This window comes from Prosthecobacter sp. (genome assembly GCF_034366625.1).
In the GTDB taxonomy this organism is placed as follows: domain Bacteria; phylum Verrucomicrobiota; class Verrucomicrobiia; order Verrucomicrobiales; family Verrucomicrobiaceae; genus Prosthecobacter.
In genome coordinates, this window is the sequence record NZ_JAXMIH010000008.1 from 201,049 (window position 1) to 221,000 (window position 19,952).

The following is a 19,952-nucleotide window of genomic DNA, read 5'->3' on the forward strand; positions in this document are numbered from 1 at the left end:
CGATCATTCTCTGTGGCAGAAAGCGGGTTGGCGAGCGTTGGTTGAGGAGCCTCACAACCGAAGGCATTCAAGCCATGAAGCATCTCCTCCTCGCCAGTCTTGCACTCGTCACGATTACATTCGCCCAGGACATGAAGTCCAACATCCCCTACGTCGAGAACGGCCACGCACGTCATGTGCTCGACATCTACGCGCCAGCGAACGCCAAGAACCTGCCCGTCGTGTTTTGGATTCACGGCGGCGGATGGCAGCAGGGTGATAAAAGCGATGTGGAGCTCAAACCGCAGTGGTTCATGGACAAAGGCTTCGTTTTTGTCTCCACGAATTACCGCCTTCTGCCGGAGGTGGACATGGGCACGCTCATCCGCGACTGCGCGAAGTCGTTCGCCTGGGTACAGAAAAACATCGCGCAGCACGGCGGCGATCCAAAACGCGTGCTCGTGGGCGGACATTCGGCGGGCGCGCAACTCGCGGCGATTCTATGCACGGATGACCGCTACTTGAAGGAGGCCGGCGCTGATTTCAACGCGCTCATCGGCAGTGTGCCGGTCGATGGCGACACCTATGACATCCCGGCGATGATCGAGACAGCGGAGACGCGCCTGCGTGTGCATGGCATGCCGATGCCGAAATATGGCCACCGCCTGAAATTCGGCGGCGACCCGGAGAAGCACAGAGATTTCTCCGCCGTGACGCATGTGGCGAAGGGCAAGGGCATCCCTCCTTTCCTGATCTTGCACGTCTCGAATCACCCTGACACGTCCATTCAGGCGCGACGCTTTGGCGCGGTCCTCACCGAGGCCGGCGTGCCGACGACCGTCTTCGGCGCGAAGGACACCGATCACAGCAAACTCAATGACAACCTCGGCAAGCCGGGCGATCCGGCGACGGTGGCGCTGAGTGACTTTGTCGCGAGGGTGTTGAAGAAGTGAGGCTCACACGCCTGCGATGATCTTGTTCAGCCTGTCCGTGAACTCGGGCAGAGGCAGGCCGTTGTCTTCGACGGTGATCCAGCCGTTGTAGCCGACGTCGTCGAGCGCCTGGCGCATTTTCGGCCAGTCGATGCTGCCATCGCGCGGATGCACGAATTTGCCGCTCTTGTTATCCGGCGCGAGCGCATAGTCCTTGATGTGGATCTTCTTGATGAGGCCGCCCAGCGTATGAATCCAGTCATGCACGGGCACGAGATACTTCACATGATTGCCCACGTCGTAGTAGGCCTGTACAAACGGGTGATTGAAGGATGCGACGAAGTTCTTGTAGAGGTCCGGGCGCACCCAGAGGTTGTTCCAGACGTTCTCGAGGCCGATGATGACATTGAGCTTCTCTGCCAGCGGAATGAGTTTCGTCACCTGCTCCTTCGACCCGTCGGTCGATTTGTTCTGCAACGCGATGTAGCGGGCAAACGGCGTGTTGTCGCCCTTCACCACGCGGCTGACGTGGCCGGTCTTCTCGTCGAACTCGATGTCAAACTCCCACGGCTCCGGCATCTTCACTGTCGGGCCACCGACGCGACATGGCACCAGCAGGATCGTCTCCGCGCCGAGCCAGTTCGCTGTGCGCAGCGCCTTTTCAGTCACTGCATAACTCGCTGCCACCTGCCCCGGATCATCGCTGTTGAACTCCGCCCAGCCACGCAACACCGAGTGTACCTTCAAACCGATGCCTTCGACGAGTTCACGCGCCTTTTTGGCCTCTGTCTCGTCATCGAAGAGGAACGAAACCTCCACGCCGTCGAATCCGGCATCCTTGAGATCACGCAGCGCCTTCTCCTCCGGCTTGCCGATGATCTTGGCCTTCTTGATCACCGTCTTGAAGGTCGCCGCGTTCGACGAAGACAGCAGCGACAGTGAGGCAGCACCAGCGGTGGCGAGGAATTGACGGCGGGACGGGGAGAAGGCGGTTGGTTTCATCGGAGAAGCCAAACGTGCCTGAATCACGACATGTTGCCGTGCATGGACCAAAGGATTCGCCACGTTCCATCCCACCATGAAATCCTTCTGCGCCCTCTTCCTCACCGCAGCACCTCTCCTTGCCGCCGATTCGATCTTCGACGGCAAGACGCTCGACCACTGGAGCGGCAAGGCAGAGCACTGGCGTGTCGAAGACGGTACCATCACGGGCGAGATCCCCGCCGACAAGCCGCTCAAGGGCAACGAATGGATCTTCTGGGATGGCGAGGTGCATGACTTCGATCTGAGCGTCGAGTTTCGGATCAGCGGCGGCCCCAGTGCGAACAGCGGCATTCAGTATCGCTGCCAACGCGACGAAAACGGCCACGCCAGCGGCTACCAGGCCGATCTCGATCAGGGCGCGGTATGGCTTGGGCGCATCTACGACGAGCATGGACGCGCGTTGCTCGTGGAGCGTGGATCAAGGGTGAGCATCGCGCCGGATGGCCGACGCTGGGCGGATGTGTTCGCGGAGCCGAAGAGCCTCGCGAGCGTCATCAAGGCGGGCGATTGGAACACCTACCGCATCACCGCCACCGCATCGCACGTCGAGGTGCGTGTGAATGACGTGCTCATGAGCGTGCTCGACGATCATGAGGCCAAAGCAGCCGAATGGAGCGGCAAGATCGCCTTCCAGCTCCACAGCGGCCCCGGACCGGCCAAGGTGCAATTTCGGAACATCCAGCTCACGCATCTCGGCAAGACGGCGATGCCGAGACGTGATGCGGGCACTCCTGCCCGCAATGATTTGAATCAGCAGACAGGAGTGTCTGCATCACCACCACCTGCGGAGCTGAATCTTGGCTTTGAAAAAGGCACGCTCGAAGGCTGGAAGGCCGAGGGCGATGCCTGGACCGGCCAACCCGTTGAAGGCGACACAGTCGCGACCCGCAAGCGCGGCAACTCTCAGCATGCGGGCAAATTCTGGCTCGGCGGCTACGAGCGCATCGGCGACAAAGGCACCGGCACGCTCACGTCATCGAGTTTTGTCGCCACGCATCCGTGGGCGAGTTTTCTCTTCGGCGGGGGGCGAGAAATGAAAACGGAGATCGTCGAAGAAGCAGGCGGCAAGGTCATCTTCAAAGCCAGCGGTGAGGATCGCGAGGACATGAAGCGGGTGGCGGTGAATCTCGAAAGCGTGGTCGAGAAGAAGATTTTCATCCGCATCACCGATTCGAGCCAGACCGGCTGGGGCCATGTGAACTTCGACGACTTCGTCTTCCACGATCAAAAGCCGTCTTTTGCCGCCAGCACTCTCACCATCAGCGGCGACCGCACCAAGCGCGGCGATGAAAGCCCCGTGCTCTGGCATCTGCTGCCAAATTCGTCGAAGGATCTGCCGGAGATGCGCGTGCAGGATGGCTTTCAAATCGAATTGATCGCCAAGGAGCCGGACGTGAAGCAGCCGATCGCGTTTTGTTTCGATGAACGCGGCCGCATGTGGGTGGCGGAGGCATTCAGCTATCCGAATCGCCAGCCCGAGGGCCAAGGGAAGGATCGTATCACGATTCTCGAAGACGCAGATGGTGACGGTTCCTTTGAGACGAAGAAAATCTTCATCGAAGGCCTGAATCTCGTCAGCGGCATCGAGGTCGGCTTTGGCGGCGTGTGGGTGGGCGCGGCACCGTATTTGATGTTCATTCCGAAGGACGCGAACGACAAAGCCAGCGAACCGAAGATCCTCCTCGATGGCTTCGGCTATCAAGACACGCACGAAACGCTGAACAGCTTCATCTGGGGCCCGGACGGCTGGCTGTATGGCAATCAAGGCGTCTTCAACACCGCCGCCATCGGCAAACCGGGCTGTGATGCGAAGGATCGGGTCACGCTGCGCGCGGGGGTGTGGCGCTATCATCCGGTGCGGCATGAGTTTGAAGTCTTCTGCCACGGCGGCAGCAACCAGTGGGGGCTCGACTACAACAGCAAAGGCCATTTCTTCATGACACACTGCCGCAGCTTCTTCGGCAAAGGCGGCACCACGCACGCCATCCGCAACGGCCACTTCTGGAATCAGGCGAACGCGAATTATCCGTCCTTCGTGTCCGCCACCGCGCCGGACTTCGCGCCCGAGCTGCAAAACTACCTGCCTGCCTCCGCGCGCTACGACAGCGGCGAGGGAGGCGCGGGCAAACCGGGCACCACCGCCGTGTATGGCGGCCACTCGCATGTCGGCACGATGATCTACAACGGCGACAACTGGCCCGCGATCTACCGCGACCATCTTTTCACGCACAACCTGCACGGTCATCAGCTCAATCATCAGCACATGGTCCGCACCGGCAGCGGCTACGAGACGTTGCATGCTGGCTACGACCTCCTCAACAGCTCCGCGCCCGACTACATCCCCGTCGATCTCCAAACCGGCCCCGACGGCGCCGTCTATGTCATCGACTGGACCGACACCCAGCACTGCCACAACCCCGACGACGAAAAATGGGACCGCACGAATGGCCGCATCTACCGCATCTCGTGGAAGGAGACGTACAAGCCGGTGAAGGTGGATTTGGGTAGGATGACTGATGCTGAATTAGTTTATCTGGCGGTGTCTGGAACTGAGTGGGAGTCGAGGATGTCTCGTCGGCTTCTCCAAGAACGCCCGAACTGGCCTCTCGGAACCTACGGCAAACTTGTTGGGCCATTAGCCTTGAGGACGGCTGATCGTAAACAGGCTTTGCGAATCATGTGGACTGCCATCAATGCGGGCGATCAGATAGACTTCAGCGGGTTCTTCGAGAGCCTTTTATCAGACGAAGATGACATCGTCCGCTCATGGGCCATCCAGCTCGCCACGGAGGAAGCGGGGAAACCCAAACTCAGCGCCGCAACGTTGCTCAAACTCGCCAAGACCGATCCCTCAGCCACCGTGCGCCTCGCGCTGGCGTCAGCCTTGCCGAAGTTGGATGAGGAGACAGCTTTGGCTGTTGGCAGCGCGCTCGCAATGCGCGCTGAGGACAAAGACGACCGCTTCCTGCCGAAGATGATCTGGTTTGGACTTGCGCGGGTGATTGGGGACGATTGGGCGCGAGGCTTGGCGCTCGCGGAGAAGACGCCGATGCCCTCGCTGGCTGATTCGATCCGCTGGTTTGCCGGAAAGAGCGCTGAAGGCCGCGAGGCGCTGGTGAAGACGCTGAAAACGACGCGGGGTCTGCAAATCCTGGCCTTCGCTTTGAAGGATGAGGCTGCTGTGAAAATGCCGAAAGCGTGGCCGCAGGTTCAGTCGGACTTGTCGGACAAGTCGGATCTCGTCCGACAGGTTTCTGCGCTCTTTGGAGACAAAACGGAGCTCGCTGAAATGCGTGCCGTGCTAGGGGACACCGCAAAGCCGCTACCCCAACGCCGCAGCGCCTTCGATTTGCTCAAACGCGTCGGCGATGCCGAATCGACGCCAATCTTCGCGAAGCTGCTCGATGAAGCGGCATTCGCGTCGGCGGTCATTCCGCTGCTTTCACGCTCGAATGATCCGGCCACCGCCTTGACACTCCTTGACCGTTTTGACCAACTTGACCCTGCTGACCGCAGCGCCGCTCTGGGCGCTTTGACGAGCCGCGCGGAGCTTGCCAGACCAATGCTCGAAGCCGTCAAAGCCGGCACGTTCGACAAGAAACACCTCAGCAGTCTGCAAATCCGCCAGATGCGCAATTTGAACCATGGGGAGATCAACACGCTGCTCGACGCGACCTGGGGCAAAGTGAACGATTCCAGCGAGGCAGCGAAGGCGAGTATCGCCAAATTCAAGAAGGCGTATGAATCCGCGCCGCTTTGGGCCTTCAACGCGAAATCGGGCGAGCAGACCTTCCAGCAGCTTTGCGCCGTGTGCCATGCGATGGGAGGTGTGGGCGGCAAGCTCGGCCCCGATCTCGCCGGATCGTGGCGCAATGGTCTCGATTACTTCCTGGAGAACATCATCGATCCAAACGCGGTCGTCGGAGACAACTTCCAGCTCCACGTTTTGACCAAAAAGGACGGCAGCGTCGTCTCCGGCGTCATCGAGCAGGAAACCGACACGGCGATCACGGCACGGACGGTGACGGAGTCCGTGATCATTTCAAAAGCTGACCTCAAAGATCGTCAGAAGCTGCCTGTCTCGATCATGCCACCCGGTTTGCTCGAAGCTCTGCCGGAGAGGAAGGCGCTGGAGTTGCTGAAGTTTCTTCTCAGCAAGCGGGAATAGTTCGCGAGGATGGCCGCGTATGTGTTCGCTCATGCGTGCTTTCATCACATTGATCCCTTTCATTCTGGGTGCGACGTCGGCTCTTGCGGCAGAGCCGGTTCGCATCGGCCATGAGCACCAATTGCTGCTCGACGATCATCTCATCGAGCACCGCGAGCATCTCACGCGCCGAGTGCAGCCGGCGCAGAAGCACGAGGCCAATCCGCTCATCGTGAAGGAGCACGACTGGGAGCCGGACGGCTACTTCCTGCCTTCGGTGATCTATGATGATGAAGAGAAGATCTTCAAAGCCTGGCTGGATGGCGGCGGACCTGGCGTCTTTTATTTCACGAGCAAGGACGGTGTGAAGTGGGAGCGGCCAAAGCTGCATCTGTTCCCCGAGTTCGATCAAACGCCGACGAATCGTGTGATCCTCAGCGGCTTCGAGTTTGATCAGAAAGAGGCACCACCGGATAAGCTGGCATATCTCCGCTCACGCGAGCGCGGATGGACTTACTTCTGCTACGCGAGCGGGGTGATCAAAGACCAGCGCGAGTCCGATCCGCAGAAACGCTACAAGATGGCCTACCTGTGGATCGACCGGAAGTTTCAGCGCACGCCCTCATCCAAGACCGGCAAACTCACCGCGCTAGGCGTGGCTTTTAGCCCGGATGGCATTCATTGGACGCCACACAACGAACCCGCGAGCTACGCCACGCTGGATGCACCGATTCACATCAACTTCGACGAGGCCCGGAAGCGTTGGGTGATGTATGGCCGGTCGTTTGGAGTCGTGTCGCCTGAGAAGAAGGCCGCACAAGCTGCTGACCCAAATCTCGCCTACAACATGGGCCGCGCGGTGGTGCGCTGTGAGAGCGCCGACTTCATCCACTGGACGCCCGAGAAGGGAGAACTCGTGATGGCGAGCGATGCGCAGGATAGTGCGACGACTGAGATCTACGACATGCGCAGCGTGCCTTACGCGGGTCTGCACGTCGGCCTCGTTCACATGTTTTTGAACAATCCCGACAGCGTGACGCTACCGATCCAGCTCGGCATCAGTCGCGACAACCAAAGCTGGCAGCGGCTCAGCGACAGATCGCCCTTTCTCGCGCAGGGCGTGCTCGGCGAGTGGGATCGCAGCGTGATCTCGCCGCCGACGAGTGATCCCGTGGTCGTGGGTGATGAACTGCGCTTCTACTACACCGGACGCAATCAACTCCACAGCACGCGCTGGAAGTTTGACGATGAGCCGAAGCTGCTGCCCGCAAAGTCATCGTTCCGCGGCTCCTTTGGCCTCGCCAGCATCCAGCGTGATCGCTTTGTCGCGATGGAGGGCAGCTATCGTCCTGGCATTCTGCGCACGAAACCCTTCATCCATGACGGCGGCACGCTGCATGTGAATGCAGCGGTGAAGTTCGGCGCGCTGACCGTGAGCTTGCTCGATGACAACGGCACGGCGTTGCAAAAAGTGGTGGTCCAGGACCGCGACGAAATCGACATCGCCATTCCAGGACTGAGCAAGATCACAGGCCGCAAAGGTCAGCCCATGCGGCTGGAGTTCGCCGTGCAAAACGGGCGGCTGTTCTCGTTTTGGATCGAATGACATGCTTTATGAAACGACTTCTACTTCAGATCTGTCTCGCCTGGACCGTCAGTGGCCTCTTGTCGGCCGCTGAACTTGCGGAATGGAAAGCAGCAGCAGCCAAAGCAGTCATCACACCGACGGAGCCGATGTATCTCGCGGGCTTCGCGAATCGTGAGGTGCCGGCGGAAGGCACGGCGATGGAGTTGCATGCGAAGTCCCTCGCCATTGAGGACAAACAAGGCGCGCGCTTCGTCATGGTGACGCTCGATCTCGTGGAGGTGACGTATCAGCTCCGCGATGCGGTGGCAGCTGCGGTGAAGACAAAGTTTGGGCTGCCGGAGAAGGCGCTGCTGCTCAACTGCTCGCACACGCACTGCGGGCCGGAGCTGCGCTACACCGAGTTGGAGTTCATGAGCTTCACCGATCCGCTGCGGAAAGAGCGCTGCCTGCGCTACAACGCGTTTTTGACGGACAAGATCATCGGCATCATTGGCGAGTCCTTGCAGCATCTGGAACCGGCGACGGTGAGCTATGGACATGCGCGCTGCGGCTTCGCGATGAACCGCCGACTGAAGAGCGACAGGCCGACGGGCGATCCTTACTTAAACAGTCCGAATCCCGAGGGCGTGGTGGATCACGATGTGCCGGTGCTGACGGTGAACTCGGCAGCAGGCAAGCTAAGCGCGATTGTCTTCGGCTACGCCTGTCACAATACATCGATGAGCCTCAAGCAGTGGCATGGCGATTACGCGGGCCATGCGCAGCAGATGATCGAGGAAGCGCATCCGGGCACGGTGGCGTTGTTCATGATGGGCTGCGGCGGCGATCAGAATGCGTATCCGAGATTCAGCCCGATCTTCAGCTTGCGCCACGGCCAAAGTCTCGCCACGGCGGTGGAGGCAGCCATTGATGCGAAGCCAAAGCCGATCCGAGGGCCACTGCGCATCGACTGGCAGACGACGCGGCTTGATTACCAGTCGATTCCGACGGCGGAGCTGATCGAGAAGCGTCTCAGCACCGGCGAAGGCTATGACAAGGGCTACGAGGTCTATCAGCGCAAGTGGGACGAGAAACGGCTGTATGCGATCAAGAATGGTGGATTGCGCGATCACTACGATTACCCGATTCAAACCGTGCGCTTTGGCAGCGATCTGACTTTCGTGGCGCTGAGTGGCGAGACGTGTGTGGATTACTCTCTGCGGTTGAAGCGCGAGTTCACCGGCCCAGGCCGCTTGTGGGTCGCGGGTTACAGCAACGACATCCTCGCCTACATCCCGAGCAAGCGCGTGCTGCAAGAAGGTGGCTACGAAGCATTTCGTTCGCTCATGTATTGGTCCAATCCACTGCACCCTGACAAGTTCGCCGACACGCTGGAGGAGCGCATCATCGGGAAGGTGGGAGAGATGCTGAAGTAGGCCGGCCAAAACCATGAAACAACTCTGCTTCATCTGCTGCGCACTGAGCGCCACCATCAGCGCCGTTGATCTTCAAATCACCGTCGCGCCACGAGTGAGTGTGGTGGAGCGGGATGGCATCACGGGCGCGGGACAGATCGTTTCGGCGGGAGATCGGCTGCTGATGTTTTACCCGAATCATCCCGATGACTTCGGCGGCTCAGGTGGCATGGGCGCGAGTGTTTCAGAAGATGGCGGTGCGACATGGAAGGCGCAGCCGGATGACTGGCCGATGCCGAAGATGGTGGATCTGTGGGCTGACAAGCTGCGCAATGGCGATCTGCTGGCCTTTGGCATTCGCTGGGTGCCTGATCCGAAGAAGCATGGCGAGATCACCGCGCAGGATGTGCCGGCGGACGCTTATCAAATCGCGATCTCGAAGGATCAAGGGCGGACCTGGCAGTCTGAGACAGCCGTTATCGATTGCCCGTCCGAGTTTGGCGTCATCGCACGACCGCTGCCTCACACGTTCGAGGATGAAAAGGGAGTGCTTTTCATGCCCGCGTATGCATGGGGCAAGCATGGCAATCACGCGCTGCTTTTGACCTCCGCAGATCGTGGGAGGCATTGGACGGTGCTTTCGAGCATCACGACCGCAGCGGCGATGGTGAAAGCGGGTGCGCCGGTGACGACGCCGTGGCTCGAAACAACGGTTTCGCCGACAAAAGGCGGCGACTGGCTCGCCATCGTGCGCACGGGCAGCAGCGCGAAGGCATCGCTCGTGAGCGTGCGGTCTGCGGATCGCTGCAAGACGTGGTCAGCACCGGAAAAGCTGTCCGCAGCAGGCAAGTTGCCGACGTTGCAGCTCTTGCCAAATGGAGCGCTCGCGCTACTCACGGCGCACAGCAAGAATCACTGCCGCCTTTACCTCTCCGCCGATGGAACGGGACGTGAGTGGAGTCCGGCGCACATTCTCACCAGCCTATGCGGCGGAAATGCGGGCATGACGGCCACGGAAGAAGATTCGCTTGTCGTCATCACGCCTGCGAATCGCCGTATCGACGCATGGAGGGTGAAGCTTCATGCTCCAAGTGTGATGACGAAGGACTTGGCCGCGCCAACGGGGATCACGTTTACAAAAGGCCTGCTGTCCTGGTCGGGATCGGCAGCGCGGTATCAAGTGACGCCGGTTTTGATCAAGCCTGCTGCGAGCTACACCGACACGGAAATTTATCCTCATGCCGTTATCCAAACTGCGGCGACGCAGCTCGATCTCAGCCGACAGCTTCTCTTGGGTGGTAGCTACCGGTTTGAAATCGCGGCGGTGGATCGTGAGGGCCGCGTTTCGGCGGCGGCGAGCAGTGCGGATGTCGTGGTGAGTCCATGACGAAGGTCTTGGCTCGAAGCGGCGTATGGATGTCATGCGATGCCTCATTGCCCTTCTCTGTCTGTCGTCTGCGCTTGCCGCTGAAGACCTCACCGTTCTCAAAGCAACCCCCGATGGCACCACGCCGGATCAGCATCTCGAAGTCTGGCTGAAGAAGGAGTTTTATTCGATGGTGGATCGTCGCAGTGCCGCGTTTGAAACGATGATCAAGAGCGAGGCGTCGATGCGCGCGTGGCAGGCGGAGCGGAAGGCGTTTTTCCTCAAGCAGATCGGTGGATTGCCGGAGCGCACGTCGCTGAAGGCGCAGGTGGTCGGCACGTTGCAGGGAAAGGGCTATCGCGTGGAGAAGATCATGTTCGAGAGCCGCCCAGGATTTCATGTGACGGGGAATCTGTATCTGCCCGAGACGCCGCCGCCATGGCCAGCAGTGCTGGTGCCTTGCGGGCACAGTCATGAGGGTAAGGCGGTCGGACAGTATCAGCGTGCGTCGATCCTGCTGGCGAAGCATGGCATGGCGGCGATGTGCTACGATCCCGTCGGCCAAGGCGAGCGCTATCAGATGCTCGATCCCACACACCAGCGGAAAGCGTTCGATGATGCGGCGCATGTGCCCACGCCGCATCCCAATGTGCGGCTGATGTGTACGACGGAGCACACGATGATGGGCATCAGCAGTGCCTTGATCGGCGCGAACGTGGCGCAGTTCCGCATCTGGGACGGCATGCGCGTGATCGACTACCTGCAAAGCCGCAAGGACATCATCGCGGACAAAATCGGCTGCACGGGCAACTCCGGTGGTGGCACGGAAACGGCGTATCTCATGGCGCTGGATGACCGCATCGTCGCCGCAGCGCCGGGTTGCTTCCTGACGACGTTTCGGAAGCTCATCGACACCAAAGGTCCGCAGGATGGCGAGCAGAACATCTTCGGCCAGATCGCATTTGGCATGGACGAGGCGGACTACTGCATCATGCGCGCGCCGAAGCCCACGCTCATCTGTGCCGGCACACGGGACGTCACCTTCGACTTCTCGGGCACAATGGATGTGTTTCGCGATGCGAAGCGCTTCTACTCGCGGCTCGGTTACTCCGAGTGCATGGATATCGCCGCACCTGATGCGCCGCATGGTTTCACCATCCAACTGCGTGAAGCGGTGGCGCGTTTCATGAGCCGTTGGCTGCTCGGCAAAGAGGTGGTCATCCGCGAAGTAGAATCGCTGCCGGATTCACTGACCGACGAGCAACTGCGTGAGTACAGCCAGCCCGACTGGACGCCCGAGCAACTGCATTGCACACCAAAGGGACAGGTGCTGCTCATGCCCGGCGAGCGATCTGTCTTCCAGATCAATGCGGACATCGCCAATTCCCTGCAAACCACGCGCAGCAAAGCCTGGAGCGAACTGTACGACGATGCCAAGCGTCAGCTCATCCGCGAAACCATCGGTGCACAAGCTGCGGAGGCTTTGCCTGAATCGAAGGTTGAAGTCACGGGCAAGATCGAGCGCGATGCAGCCACGATTCAGAAGCTCGTGTTCGCTGCTGAAGCAGGTCTGCAACTGCCCGCGCTCTTGTTTGAACCCAAGAAGCCAAGCGGCAAAGCCACGCTCTATCTCCACGGCACCAGCCTGAAACAGGACGCCGCGCCCGGCGGCCCCATCGACACCCTGGTGAAGCAAGGTCATATCGTGCTCGCCGCCGAACTGCGCGGCATCGGCGAAACGGAAACGGGCCTGCGGAAGAAGGGCTTCGGCGCGGGGAAGTTCGGCCGCGACAATCTCGAAACTCTCACCGCCTATCTCATGGGGAAAAGCTATGTCGGCATGAGAACGGGTGACGTGCAAAGCTGGACACGTTTCTTGAAAACGAAGGCTGCCGACGTGCAACTCATCGCCATTGGCGAAGCGGCGATCCCGGCGCTGCATGCGGCGGCGTTGGATCGTGAGGCGTTCTCGTCGATCACGCTGAGGCAGATGATTCTTTCATGGCAATCTCTCATGATGGCCGACGAAACCTTCGACCAGCTTGTGAACACCGTGCATGGCGTGCTGCGGCACTATGACCTGCCGGAACTCATCGAGATGGCTGGAAAGGACCGCGTGACGATCATCGAATCGGTGAATGGCATGGGCAGGGCGGTGAAGTAAATGTTTGGAAAGCCGGTGAATCGTCGGTTCTGCATAAATCCGTTCTTGCATCGTTGCGGCGTTTTTGATCATGCTACGGGCATGATTCGATTTGTTGCGTTCTTCAGTTTGGTTTTATCCGTCACGATTCAGGCGCAGGAAAAACGTCCGAACATTCTCTGGCTGATCGCGGAGGATTTCGGGCCGCATTTGGGGTGTTATGGCACGAAGGAAGTCAATACCCCTGTGTTGGACGGGCTGGCGGCGAAGGGGATGCGGTTCACGCGGTATTACACGACGGCACCGGTTTGCTCGGCGAGCCGGTCGGCTTTCAATACCGGAATGTACCAGACGACCATCGGCGCGCACCATCATCGGTCGCATCGGGATGATGGTTACACGTTGCCTGCAGGGGTGAAGTTGATCAGCGAGCGGATGCGGGAAGCGCGGTATTTTACGGCGAATGTGAAGGAACTGCCGGCGGAGGCGGGATTCAAGGGGTCGGGGAAGACGGACTGGAATTTCGCGCCGCCGATGAAGCCGTTTGATTCGGCAAACTGGGATGATTTGAAGACGCACCAGCCGTTTTATGCGCAGGTGAACTTTCAGGAGACGCACCGGACGTTTCATGCACCGGTGCATGCCGATCCGGCGAAGGTGGAGATTCCACCGTATTATCCCGACCATGAGGTGACGCGGAAGGACTGGGCGCAGTATCTGGATGCGGCGACGGAGCTGGACCGGAAGATCGGCAAGATCATGGAGCTGATGAAGCGTGACGGCTTGCTGGAGAACACGGTGATCTGCTTCGTGGGTGACAACGGCCAGGCGCATGTGCGCGGGAAGCAGTTCTGCTATGAGGAGGGGCTGAATGTTCCGTTCCTTTTGAGCTGGCCGTCCGGTCTGCCGACTCCGGCGGGTTATGAAGGAGGCAAGACGAGTGATCGCTTGCTGATGTCGATTGATCTGACGGCGACATCACTGGCTTGGGCGGGCATTGCGAAGCCAAAGGGGATGCAGGGGCAGGTGTTCATGGGCGCGAAGGCGGAACCGGCGCGGGAATATGTCTTTGGCGCGCGAGACCGCTGTGACATGACGGTGTTCCGGCTGCGGACGGTGCGGGATGCGCGCTACCGCTACATCCGCAACTTCACGCCAGACCGGCCGTTCCTGCAATTCAACCGCTACAAGGAGGCGCAGTATCCGGTGTGGAATCTGATCAAGGAACTGGCCGCGCAGGACAAGCTGACACCCGGGCAGGCTGTCCTGGCGGCGCCGACGATGCCGGAGGAAGAGCTTTACGACATGCAGGCCGATCCGCATCAGATCCAGAACCTCGCAAAGTCGAACCAACCGGAGCATCGCGCGGCGCTGGAGCGCTTGAGCGGGGTTCTGACGACATGGATCGAGCAGACGAAGGATCAGGGGCGGATTCCAGAGCCGGAGGAAGTGGCGAAGAATGAAGGCAGCACGAAGGGGCCGCCGCAGGAGAAGAAAGGGAAGGGGAAAAAGAAAAAGGAGGAGTGATGAGTTATGAAGTTAGGAGTGATGATCTGGCTGATGTTGACTGGAATGACCTTGGCGGGCGAGTGGCCGCGGGAGTTGCAGGCATATCGTGGCACGACGCCGAAGGTGGATGGCGTGATCGAGGCGGGGGAGTGGGAGGATGCGGTGCGATTCGAGGGTGTGCAGGGATGGACGCCACAGTTCTCGCCGACGACGAAGGCGGAGGATTTGTCGCTCGTCGGATGGGTGAAGTTTGATGCGAAGCGGCTGTACTTCGCGTTCCGGGTGACGGATGACGTGCTTTACGGCATCGACACGCCGCGCTGGTTGTCGGAGAAAAATCCGAAGGCACACGAACTGACGCGCGAGGGCTGGCCGTGGTTTGGCGATGAGATGGAACTGCTTATCAACGCATCCAATCAGTGGCAGGGCGATGCGAACGCGGCGGGAGACGGCGCATCTTGGCAGATGGTGTGCAATTTGACGAAATCGCGGTTGGGTGGCGTTGGCACGGGTGGTTTGCTGGAAGGTGAACCGCGATCTGATGCGAAGGCGTGGGCAAATTATCAACGCTGGATCGAAATGGGTGCGATGCAGGCTGCCGCGAAGGTTTTGCCGGAAGGGAAAGGTTATATCATCGAGTGGGCGGTGAGTTTCGATCCGTGCCTGGAGATCGCGCCCGGCCAATTTTTTACACCCGACGACAAGGAGGCGAAAATGGGCCTGAACATCGCCGTGGGTGATCTGGATGAGAAGGAGAAGGGCGCAGGAAACTTTGGGAATTTTCATCACGAGGACTGGTTCGCGGGTGAAAAAAACAAGCGGACGAACTTGCGGCAGTGGGGGACGTTGCGACTGATGCCAGGGAAGAATCCGGCAGTGAAATGACGTGGTAATTGCATGAGCCTGCCAAACTCGCCATTCTCCGCCGCGTGAAGCTGCTCCCCAACCACCGCGCCCATGACGCGCAGCACCTCATCCAGCGCTGGCGCGTGCTAGCGCGAGAGGCGGAGTGCCGTGTGAAGGTGTTGTGTGTGGCGGATGAACTGCCAGTGATCACGGTTGAATCGACGGCGGCGCATGAAGGCGTGCCCGCAGTTTATCTTTCCGCCGGTGTGCATGGCGATGAACCGGGCGCGGCCTGGGGGCTTTTGACGTGGGCGGAGAAGCACGTGCATGACTTGAAACGCGGCTCGTTCCTGATCGCTCCATGCCTCAATCCAGTCGGCCTTACGTTGAACACGCGGGCGGATCATCGTGGGATCGACATCAACCGCCGGTTTCATGATGCGGAGGATCTGATCTGCGGTCCGTGGCAGCGCTGGATCACCGGACGTGCGATGCGCTTTGGCCTGTGTTTGCATGAGGATTACGACGGGCAGGGGATTTATCTCTACGAACTCAATCATGCGCGACAAACAGCGGGTCATGGCATCATTGAGCGATGTTCGCGTGTGATTGCGCCTGATCCGCGCAAAAACATCGACGGCCAGCGTGCGAAGAGTGGTGTGATCCGCCGCCGCACACTGCCGACACATCTGCCGGGCATGCCGGAGGCGATCGAACTGCATCTGCGCGGCTGCCCGCTGACGCTGACGTTTGAGACACCGTCCGAATTTGATCTCGACACGCGAGTGCGGGCGCAGGTGGCGTTCCTTGAGGCGGCGACGGCGTTCTTGAAAGAATCATGAAGACGTTTTCCATCCTCCGCATGGCATGGCTCGTCTTTGTGGCGGGCCTGTGCGGTTGTGCGGCGATACCGAAAATCGGTGGCGGCCATGGCATGCTGCGGGCGGACGACTGGGTGAGTTTTGATGACAAGACGATGCCGTGGAAGTCCTGGCAGGTGCCCGCAGGAGTGACGCAGCGCGGCGTGGTGATCGCGGTGCATGGTCTGAGCGGCGCGAAGTCAGACTTCTGGTATCTGGGCGAGATGCTGCCGAAGCGCGGCTACGCCGTGTATGCGTACGATTTGAGAGGGCAGGGGAATGATCCAGTGCTGACGGATCGTGGCGACATCTCTAGCGAAAAAGCGTGGAAGCGTGATCTGGCCACATTTCACAGTCTGGTGAAGCGCAGGCACTCGAAAACGCCGGTGTTCTGGTATGGCGAGAGTTTGGGCAGTCTCATCGCCCTGCACACGGCCGCAGACTTGCTGGGGAATCGTGACGACCCGGATGGCATCATCCTCGCCTCGCCTGTGGCCGGGCTGCGCATGGCGGTGAACGGCTTTCAGCGGTTTCTGCTCGAAATGGCGGCCAAGCTTTCACCTCGGACGCGCTATTCACTTGGAGAACTGGCTGGTGTGGATGAATCCAAGATCCAGGTCACTTCAAACAGCACCCACGGCGGTCAGATGGCGGTAACGCCGCATCATGTCAGCGCTTTTTCACTGCGGCTGCTCACAACCATCGGCGGCATGCTGGATGGAAACGCCGACTCGGCGCATCGTTTGAAAATGCCGGTTCTGTTTGTGGCATCGCCGAACGATGTGCTTTCCTCGGCGGATCAGATCCAGACGCTTTTTGCCGAAGTGCGCAGCCGTGACAAGAAACTGCTGTGGTACACCCGCTCATACCATCTGCTGCTGCATGACGTGCAGCGCGAGGAGGTGGTGAAAGATGTCGCCCGCTGGCTGGACCGCCAGATCAAATCCACCCGCCGCTGAACCGCCATGACCCTCGAACACGCCATCCATGAGGCTTTGAATCAGGCCGTGCTGCCGCTGAAAGCGTCCGACATCACGAAGCTCGTCAAACCGCTTGTTGGCCGCGCCGCCACACCGAAGGCGGTGGTGGCCGCGTTGGAGTCGCTGGTGGCAACAGGTGCGCTGAATCGCATCGCGGCAGGAACCAGCGGCAAGCCGCAGCCGCTTTTCACCCCCCGGAGCAGCGAATCAGCGACTGCCGCGCTCCTGAAGCAATACGTGCATCTGGCCAAGAAGGAACAGCCTGCGGCCAAGCTGAGAACAAAGCTGCCTGAGGCGCTGTTGCCGCACTTTGAGGGAGCTTTGGCGCAACTCGTCGCAGCAGGCGATGCGTTTGTGCTGCCGGGAGCCAAAAGACTTGTTTTCGCACGCAAGCCGAAGCCCTCGGAACTGCTCGATGCCGCGAAACGCCGTGCGTTGCAGAAAATGCTCGATGCCGCGAACAGCGTTCGTTCACAAGCCGCCACGCTCGCCGATTTCATCACTTGGTTGGACGGAGATTGTCACGCTGGCCTGGATTCGCCGCCAATCAAAGCCGTCATCCTTCCTGATGAGGCCATCCTGCGTTCCTGGTATGATCTCGACCGGCTGCGCTCGTCCACGATGATGATTCCGATCCCCCAGACCTTTGCCCGTTATGAGGCTTGGGCGGCCGAACTCGGAGGGGCGGCTGATAGTCAGGTTTTACGAAGTTTGATTGAGACGCTTTACAACAATGGGCACCTCCTGCTAGAACCTTGTGAACGGCCGCAAGACCTCCCCGAGCAGGAAAGTGCCCTGCTTGTCCCGATGTCTCTCGGCCCGCCCGGTTACTCTTGGTGCTGGCTCTCCTGATGCCAGTTCCGCCTCCTCTCGAATATTGAACAGACTCCTCCCAAGACCATGTCCTCCTATGCCGGCCTGAACCCCTTCATGTCCACGAGCGTGGGCGAGAATGATCTGTGGAATTCCGCCTCCTTTCTGGATGTGCCCTACATTCATTCGGTGCCGTTTGGTGCGCTGCGCATCGCCGTGGATCAGGTGCGGGCGCAGCACCGCAGCCAGGTGCGTTTTGTGCGTGGAGCGGGCGGTTCCGGCAAATCGCATCTCTTTGCGCGGCTGCGGCGCGAGTGTGCTGACCGCATTTTTTACGCGTATGCGCCGAACCCGCCGCTGCAGCCGGAGGCGCTGGAGAACTTCATCCTTTCGCGGTTCGTCAGCAGTCTGCGGCATCCGGCGCGCAATGCCGAGGGCAAAGAAGCACCTTACAGCCAGCTTCGTCTGCTCGCTTATGCGCTGCTAAAGCCGGTGGTCGAGCAGGATCTCACACTGCCGGAGTTGCACGAGGCCTGGGCGGACATCGAGCTGGAGACGCGCAAAGAGATGATCCACCAGGCGGTGCAGCTTTTGGAGGCCGATCATCCCATGGTGCCCCGCAGCGTGCTGCGCTGCCTGCTCAATGTGCTGCGTGAGGACAAGGAGCATCTCGCCGCGCAATGGCTCTCCGGCGCCGCCTACCTCACGGAGAATGAGTTGAAATACCTCAACGTGCCCGAGCCTCTGGCACGCTCTGAAATGGGTCTCGTGATCCAGCTTTTCGGCAAACTGGCCTCGCAGGCGGGTTCTCCCGCTGTGCTGGTGCTTGACCAGCTCGATCTCGTGGCCACGCAGCCGCAGTTTGATGAAATGCAGCGTCTGCTGTTCTCGCTGATCGATCAAAGCGAAAACTGGGTCGTTTTGATTGGCCTCGTGGCCGAACGCTTCGCCGCTTGGGACGCCGCGCTCACCCAGGCATTGCGCGGCCGCATCGGCGTGCCGGACTCGAACGCGCCGCTGGGTTTCCGCCTGCCGGTGATCGACATGCTGCCCGTGGCCAACGAGCAGAAACGCCTGCTGCTCAACTGCCGCCTCGAAACACCGGAACTCGTGGAGCAGCGCAAGAAGGATGGCATCACCTCCGCGATTCATCCGCTGCTGGAGGAGGACGTGGCCCGCCTCACCGCCGGTGGGGCGATCTTCCCGCGTCATCTGCTCGCCGCAGCCGCAGAAGTGTATGCCATGCGCACCACGCCGGCTGAACAAGCTCCACAACCACAGGTGGTGCTTCCCGCCGTTGTCGTGCTCGCTGCTGCAGCTCCGGTTGTCCCCGCTGTTGTCGAGGCTGCGCCAGTGCCGGTGCGTGTTGTTGAAGAAGCCAAGGCTGTTGAACCCTCTGCCGCCGTTGCCGTGGCGCCTGTTGCGGTTCCGCAGGCCGCGCCGCCTCCGCCAGTCGTCACCAAAACACCGCTCGCGGAAAAAATCGACGCATTGCTCCAGCAGGCCATTGATGCAGCGAAGGCGGAAATCGCCCCTGCCAGTGCCATCGACCTCGGTGAGCGTGTGCGGGATCTCATCGAACTCATGGTCGCGCCGCCTGTCACGATCAGCGAAGGCGACATCCGCAAGAGCTACGACAATTTCGATGGAGCCGACCGCTGGTTCGAATGGGGCGGCAGCAAGGTTCGCATTTCCACCAGCGATGCGATGCGTGGCAGCTTCATCGCCGTGCTGGAGCGGCTCAAGGAGGCCGGCGGAGACACGCTTCTTCTGCGTCATGACGCCGCGCCTGTCTCCGGCCAGCTCACCCTGGAACTGCTCAACGTCTTCAAGGCGAAGAACACGTTTCATCACATGCCGGCCGCTGAATCCGCCATCTTGGCCGCGCTCGGCCGCATGCTGGCCGCACAGCGTGAAGGGTCCTACGACCAGCTCGCCACCGAGCCGCCCGCCATCAAGGACAACGTGCTCGCCGCCCTGCGCAACCATCCCCTGCTGCGTGGACTGCGCCTGTGGGAAATGATTCAAAAAGCGCACGCGCCCAAACAGGCGCAGGCCGCGCCACCACCGCAATCTGTGCTCTCAACGATTGCCCGGGCACAGGAGGCAGCACCCGTCAAGCCACCGCCTGTTCCTGGAGCCAAGCCACCACCTCCACCGTCACAACCACCCGCTTCTGGCACGGTGGCAAAACCGGTCGGCAGACCGCCTTCCGCTCCGGTGTCGAAACCCCTCGCCAGACCACCGGGTGCTCCCCTTGCGAAACCGCCGCAGGGTGTGCTGCGACCGCCCATGGCAAAGTTGCCGCCGCCTTCGCAGGGAAACGCCGCCTGAGTGATTCCAGGCGCTTT

13 protein-coding genes are annotated in these 19,952 nt (G+C 60.3%); 12 read left to right on the forward strand and 1 reads right to left on the reverse strand.

All coding sequences use genetic code 11. The features are described from left to right. Positions 1–74 precede the first annotated feature (74 nt). On the forward strand, positions 75–932 hold the full coding sequence (locus tag U1A53_RS09330; RefSeq protein WP_322280391.1) for an alpha/beta hydrolase: 858 nt from the start codon (positions 75–77) through the stop codon (positions 930–932). A gap of 3 nt (positions 933–935) precedes the next feature. Here U1A53_RS09330 and U1A53_RS09335 read toward each other — a convergent pair whose 3' ends face one another. Further along, positions 936–1,913, reverse strand: coding sequence for a sugar phosphate isomerase/epimerase family protein (locus tag U1A53_RS09335; protein ID WP_322280392.1), 978 nt, complete (start codon positions 1,911–1,913; stop codon positions 936–938). A 76-nt stretch (positions 1,914–1,989) separates the two neighbouring features. On the opposite strand from U1A53_RS09335, the gene U1A53_RS09340 reads away from it, so the two are divergent. The 11 genes from U1A53_RS09340 (at position 1,990) to U1A53_RS09390 (ending at position 19,935) form a co-directional block, all read left to right on the forward strand. Further along, positions 1,990–6,123, forward strand: a complete 4,134-nt coding sequence (locus tag U1A53_RS09340; protein ID WP_322280393.1) for a PVC-type heme-binding CxxCH protein — start codon at positions 1,990–1,992, stop codon at positions 6,121–6,123. 31 nt (positions 6,124–6,154) lie between these two features. Then, complete coding sequence (locus U1A53_RS09345) at positions 6,155–7,708, forward strand: hypothetical protein (protein WP_322280394.1); 1,554 nt, start codon at positions 6,155–6,157, stop codon at positions 7,706–7,708. A gap of 8 nt (positions 7,709–7,716) precedes the next feature. After that, a complete protein-coding gene (locus U1A53_RS09350) occupies positions 7,717–9,105 on the forward strand; it encodes a neutral/alkaline non-lysosomal ceramidase N-terminal domain-containing protein (RefSeq protein WP_322280395.1) in 1,389 nt (462 codons plus the stop codon). 13 nt (positions 9,106–9,118) lie between these two features. Beyond that, positions 9,119–10,471: a sialidase family protein gene (locus tag U1A53_RS09355; RefSeq protein ID WP_322280396.1), complete on the forward strand. Its 1,353-nt coding sequence runs from the start codon at positions 9,119–9,121 to the stop codon at positions 10,469–10,471. A gap of 34 nt (positions 10,472–10,505) precedes the next feature. Further along, on the forward strand, positions 10,506–12,614 hold the full coding sequence (locus U1A53_RS09360) for a hypothetical protein (RefSeq protein ID WP_322280397.1): 2,109 nt from the start codon (positions 10,506–10,508) through the stop codon (positions 12,612–12,614). Positions 12,615–12,695: 81 nt separating this feature from the next. Continuing rightward, on the forward strand, positions 12,696–14,120 hold the full coding sequence (locus tag U1A53_RS09365; RefSeq protein WP_322280398.1) for a sulfatase: 1,425 nt from the start codon (positions 12,696–12,698) through the stop codon (positions 14,118–14,120). Positions 14,121–14,141: 21 nt separating this feature from the next. Continuing rightward, positions 14,142–14,987, forward strand: a complete 846-nt coding sequence (locus tag U1A53_RS09370; protein ID WP_322280399.1) for a hypothetical protein — start codon at positions 14,142–14,144, stop codon at positions 14,985–14,987. 44 nt (positions 14,988–15,031) lie between these two features. Continuing rightward, positions 15,032–15,790 carry a M14 family metallocarboxypeptidase gene (locus tag U1A53_RS09375; RefSeq protein WP_322280400.1) on the forward strand — a complete coding sequence of 253 codons (759 nt, stop codon included), beginning with the start codon at positions 15,032–15,034 and terminating at the stop codon, positions 15,788–15,790. Beyond that, a complete protein-coding gene (locus U1A53_RS09380) occupies positions 15,787–16,767 on the forward strand; it encodes an alpha/beta fold hydrolase (protein ID WP_322280401.1) in 981 nt (326 codons plus the stop codon). The genes U1A53_RS09375 and U1A53_RS09380 overlap by 4 nt, the downstream gene beginning before the upstream one ends. 6 nt (positions 16,768–16,773) lie before the next feature. Beyond that, a complete protein-coding gene (locus U1A53_RS09385; RefSeq protein ID WP_322280402.1) occupies positions 16,774–17,640 on the forward strand; it encodes a hypothetical protein in 867 nt (288 codons plus the stop codon). Between the two features lie 48 nt (positions 17,641–17,688). Continuing rightward, positions 17,689–19,935 carry a hypothetical protein gene (locus U1A53_RS09390; RefSeq protein ID WP_322280403.1) on the forward strand — a complete coding sequence of 749 codons (2,247 nt, stop codon included), beginning with the start codon at positions 17,689–17,691 and terminating at the stop codon, positions 19,933–19,935. Positions 19,936–19,952: the final 17 nt, after the last annotated feature.

Bases quoted from the DNA above. Each gene is read 5' to 3' on its own strand.
- U1A53_RS09370 (WP_322280399.1), top strand. From the start codon at position 14,142: ATGATCTGGCTGATGTTGACTGGAATGACCTTGGCGGGCGAGTGGCCG.
- U1A53_RS09380 (WP_322280401.1), top strand. From the start codon at position 15,787: ATGAAGACGTTTTCCATCCTCCGCATGGCATGGCTCGTCTTTGTGGCG.
- U1A53_RS09350 (WP_322280395.1), top strand. From the start codon at position 7,717: ATGAAACGACTTCTACTTCAGATCTGTCTCGCCTGGACCGTCAGTGGC.
- U1A53_RS09355 (WP_322280396.1), top strand. From the start codon at position 9,119: ATGAAACAACTCTGCTTCATCTGCTGCGCACTGAGCGCCACCATCAGC.
- U1A53_RS09385 (WP_322280402.1), top strand. From the start codon at position 16,774: ATGACCCTCGAACACGCCATCCATGAGGCTTTGAATCAGGCCGTGCTG.
- U1A53_RS09345 (WP_322280394.1), top strand. From the start codon at position 6,155: ATGCGTGCTTTCATCACATTGATCCCTTTCATTCTGGGTGCGACGTCG.
- U1A53_RS09365 (WP_322280398.1), top strand. From the start codon at position 12,696: ATGATTCGATTTGTTGCGTTCTTCAGTTTGGTTTTATCCGTCACGATT.
- U1A53_RS09390 (WP_322280403.1), top strand. From the start codon at position 17,689: ATGTCCTCCTATGCCGGCCTGAACCCCTTCATGTCCACGAGCGTGGGC.
- U1A53_RS09335 (WP_322280392.1), bottom strand. From the start codon at position 1,913: ATGAAACCAACCGCCTTCTCCCCGTCCCGCCGTCAATTCCTCGCCACC.
- U1A53_RS09360 (WP_322280397.1), top strand. From the start codon at position 10,506: ATGCGATGCCTCATTGCCCTTCTCTGTCTGTCGTCTGCGCTTGCCGCT.
- U1A53_RS09330 (WP_322280391.1), top strand. From the start codon at position 75: ATGAAGCATCTCCTCCTCGCCAGTCTTGCACTCGTCACGATTACATTC.
- U1A53_RS09340 (WP_322280393.1), top strand. From the start codon at position 1,990: ATGAAATCCTTCTGCGCCCTCTTCCTCACCGCAGCACCTCTCCTTGCC.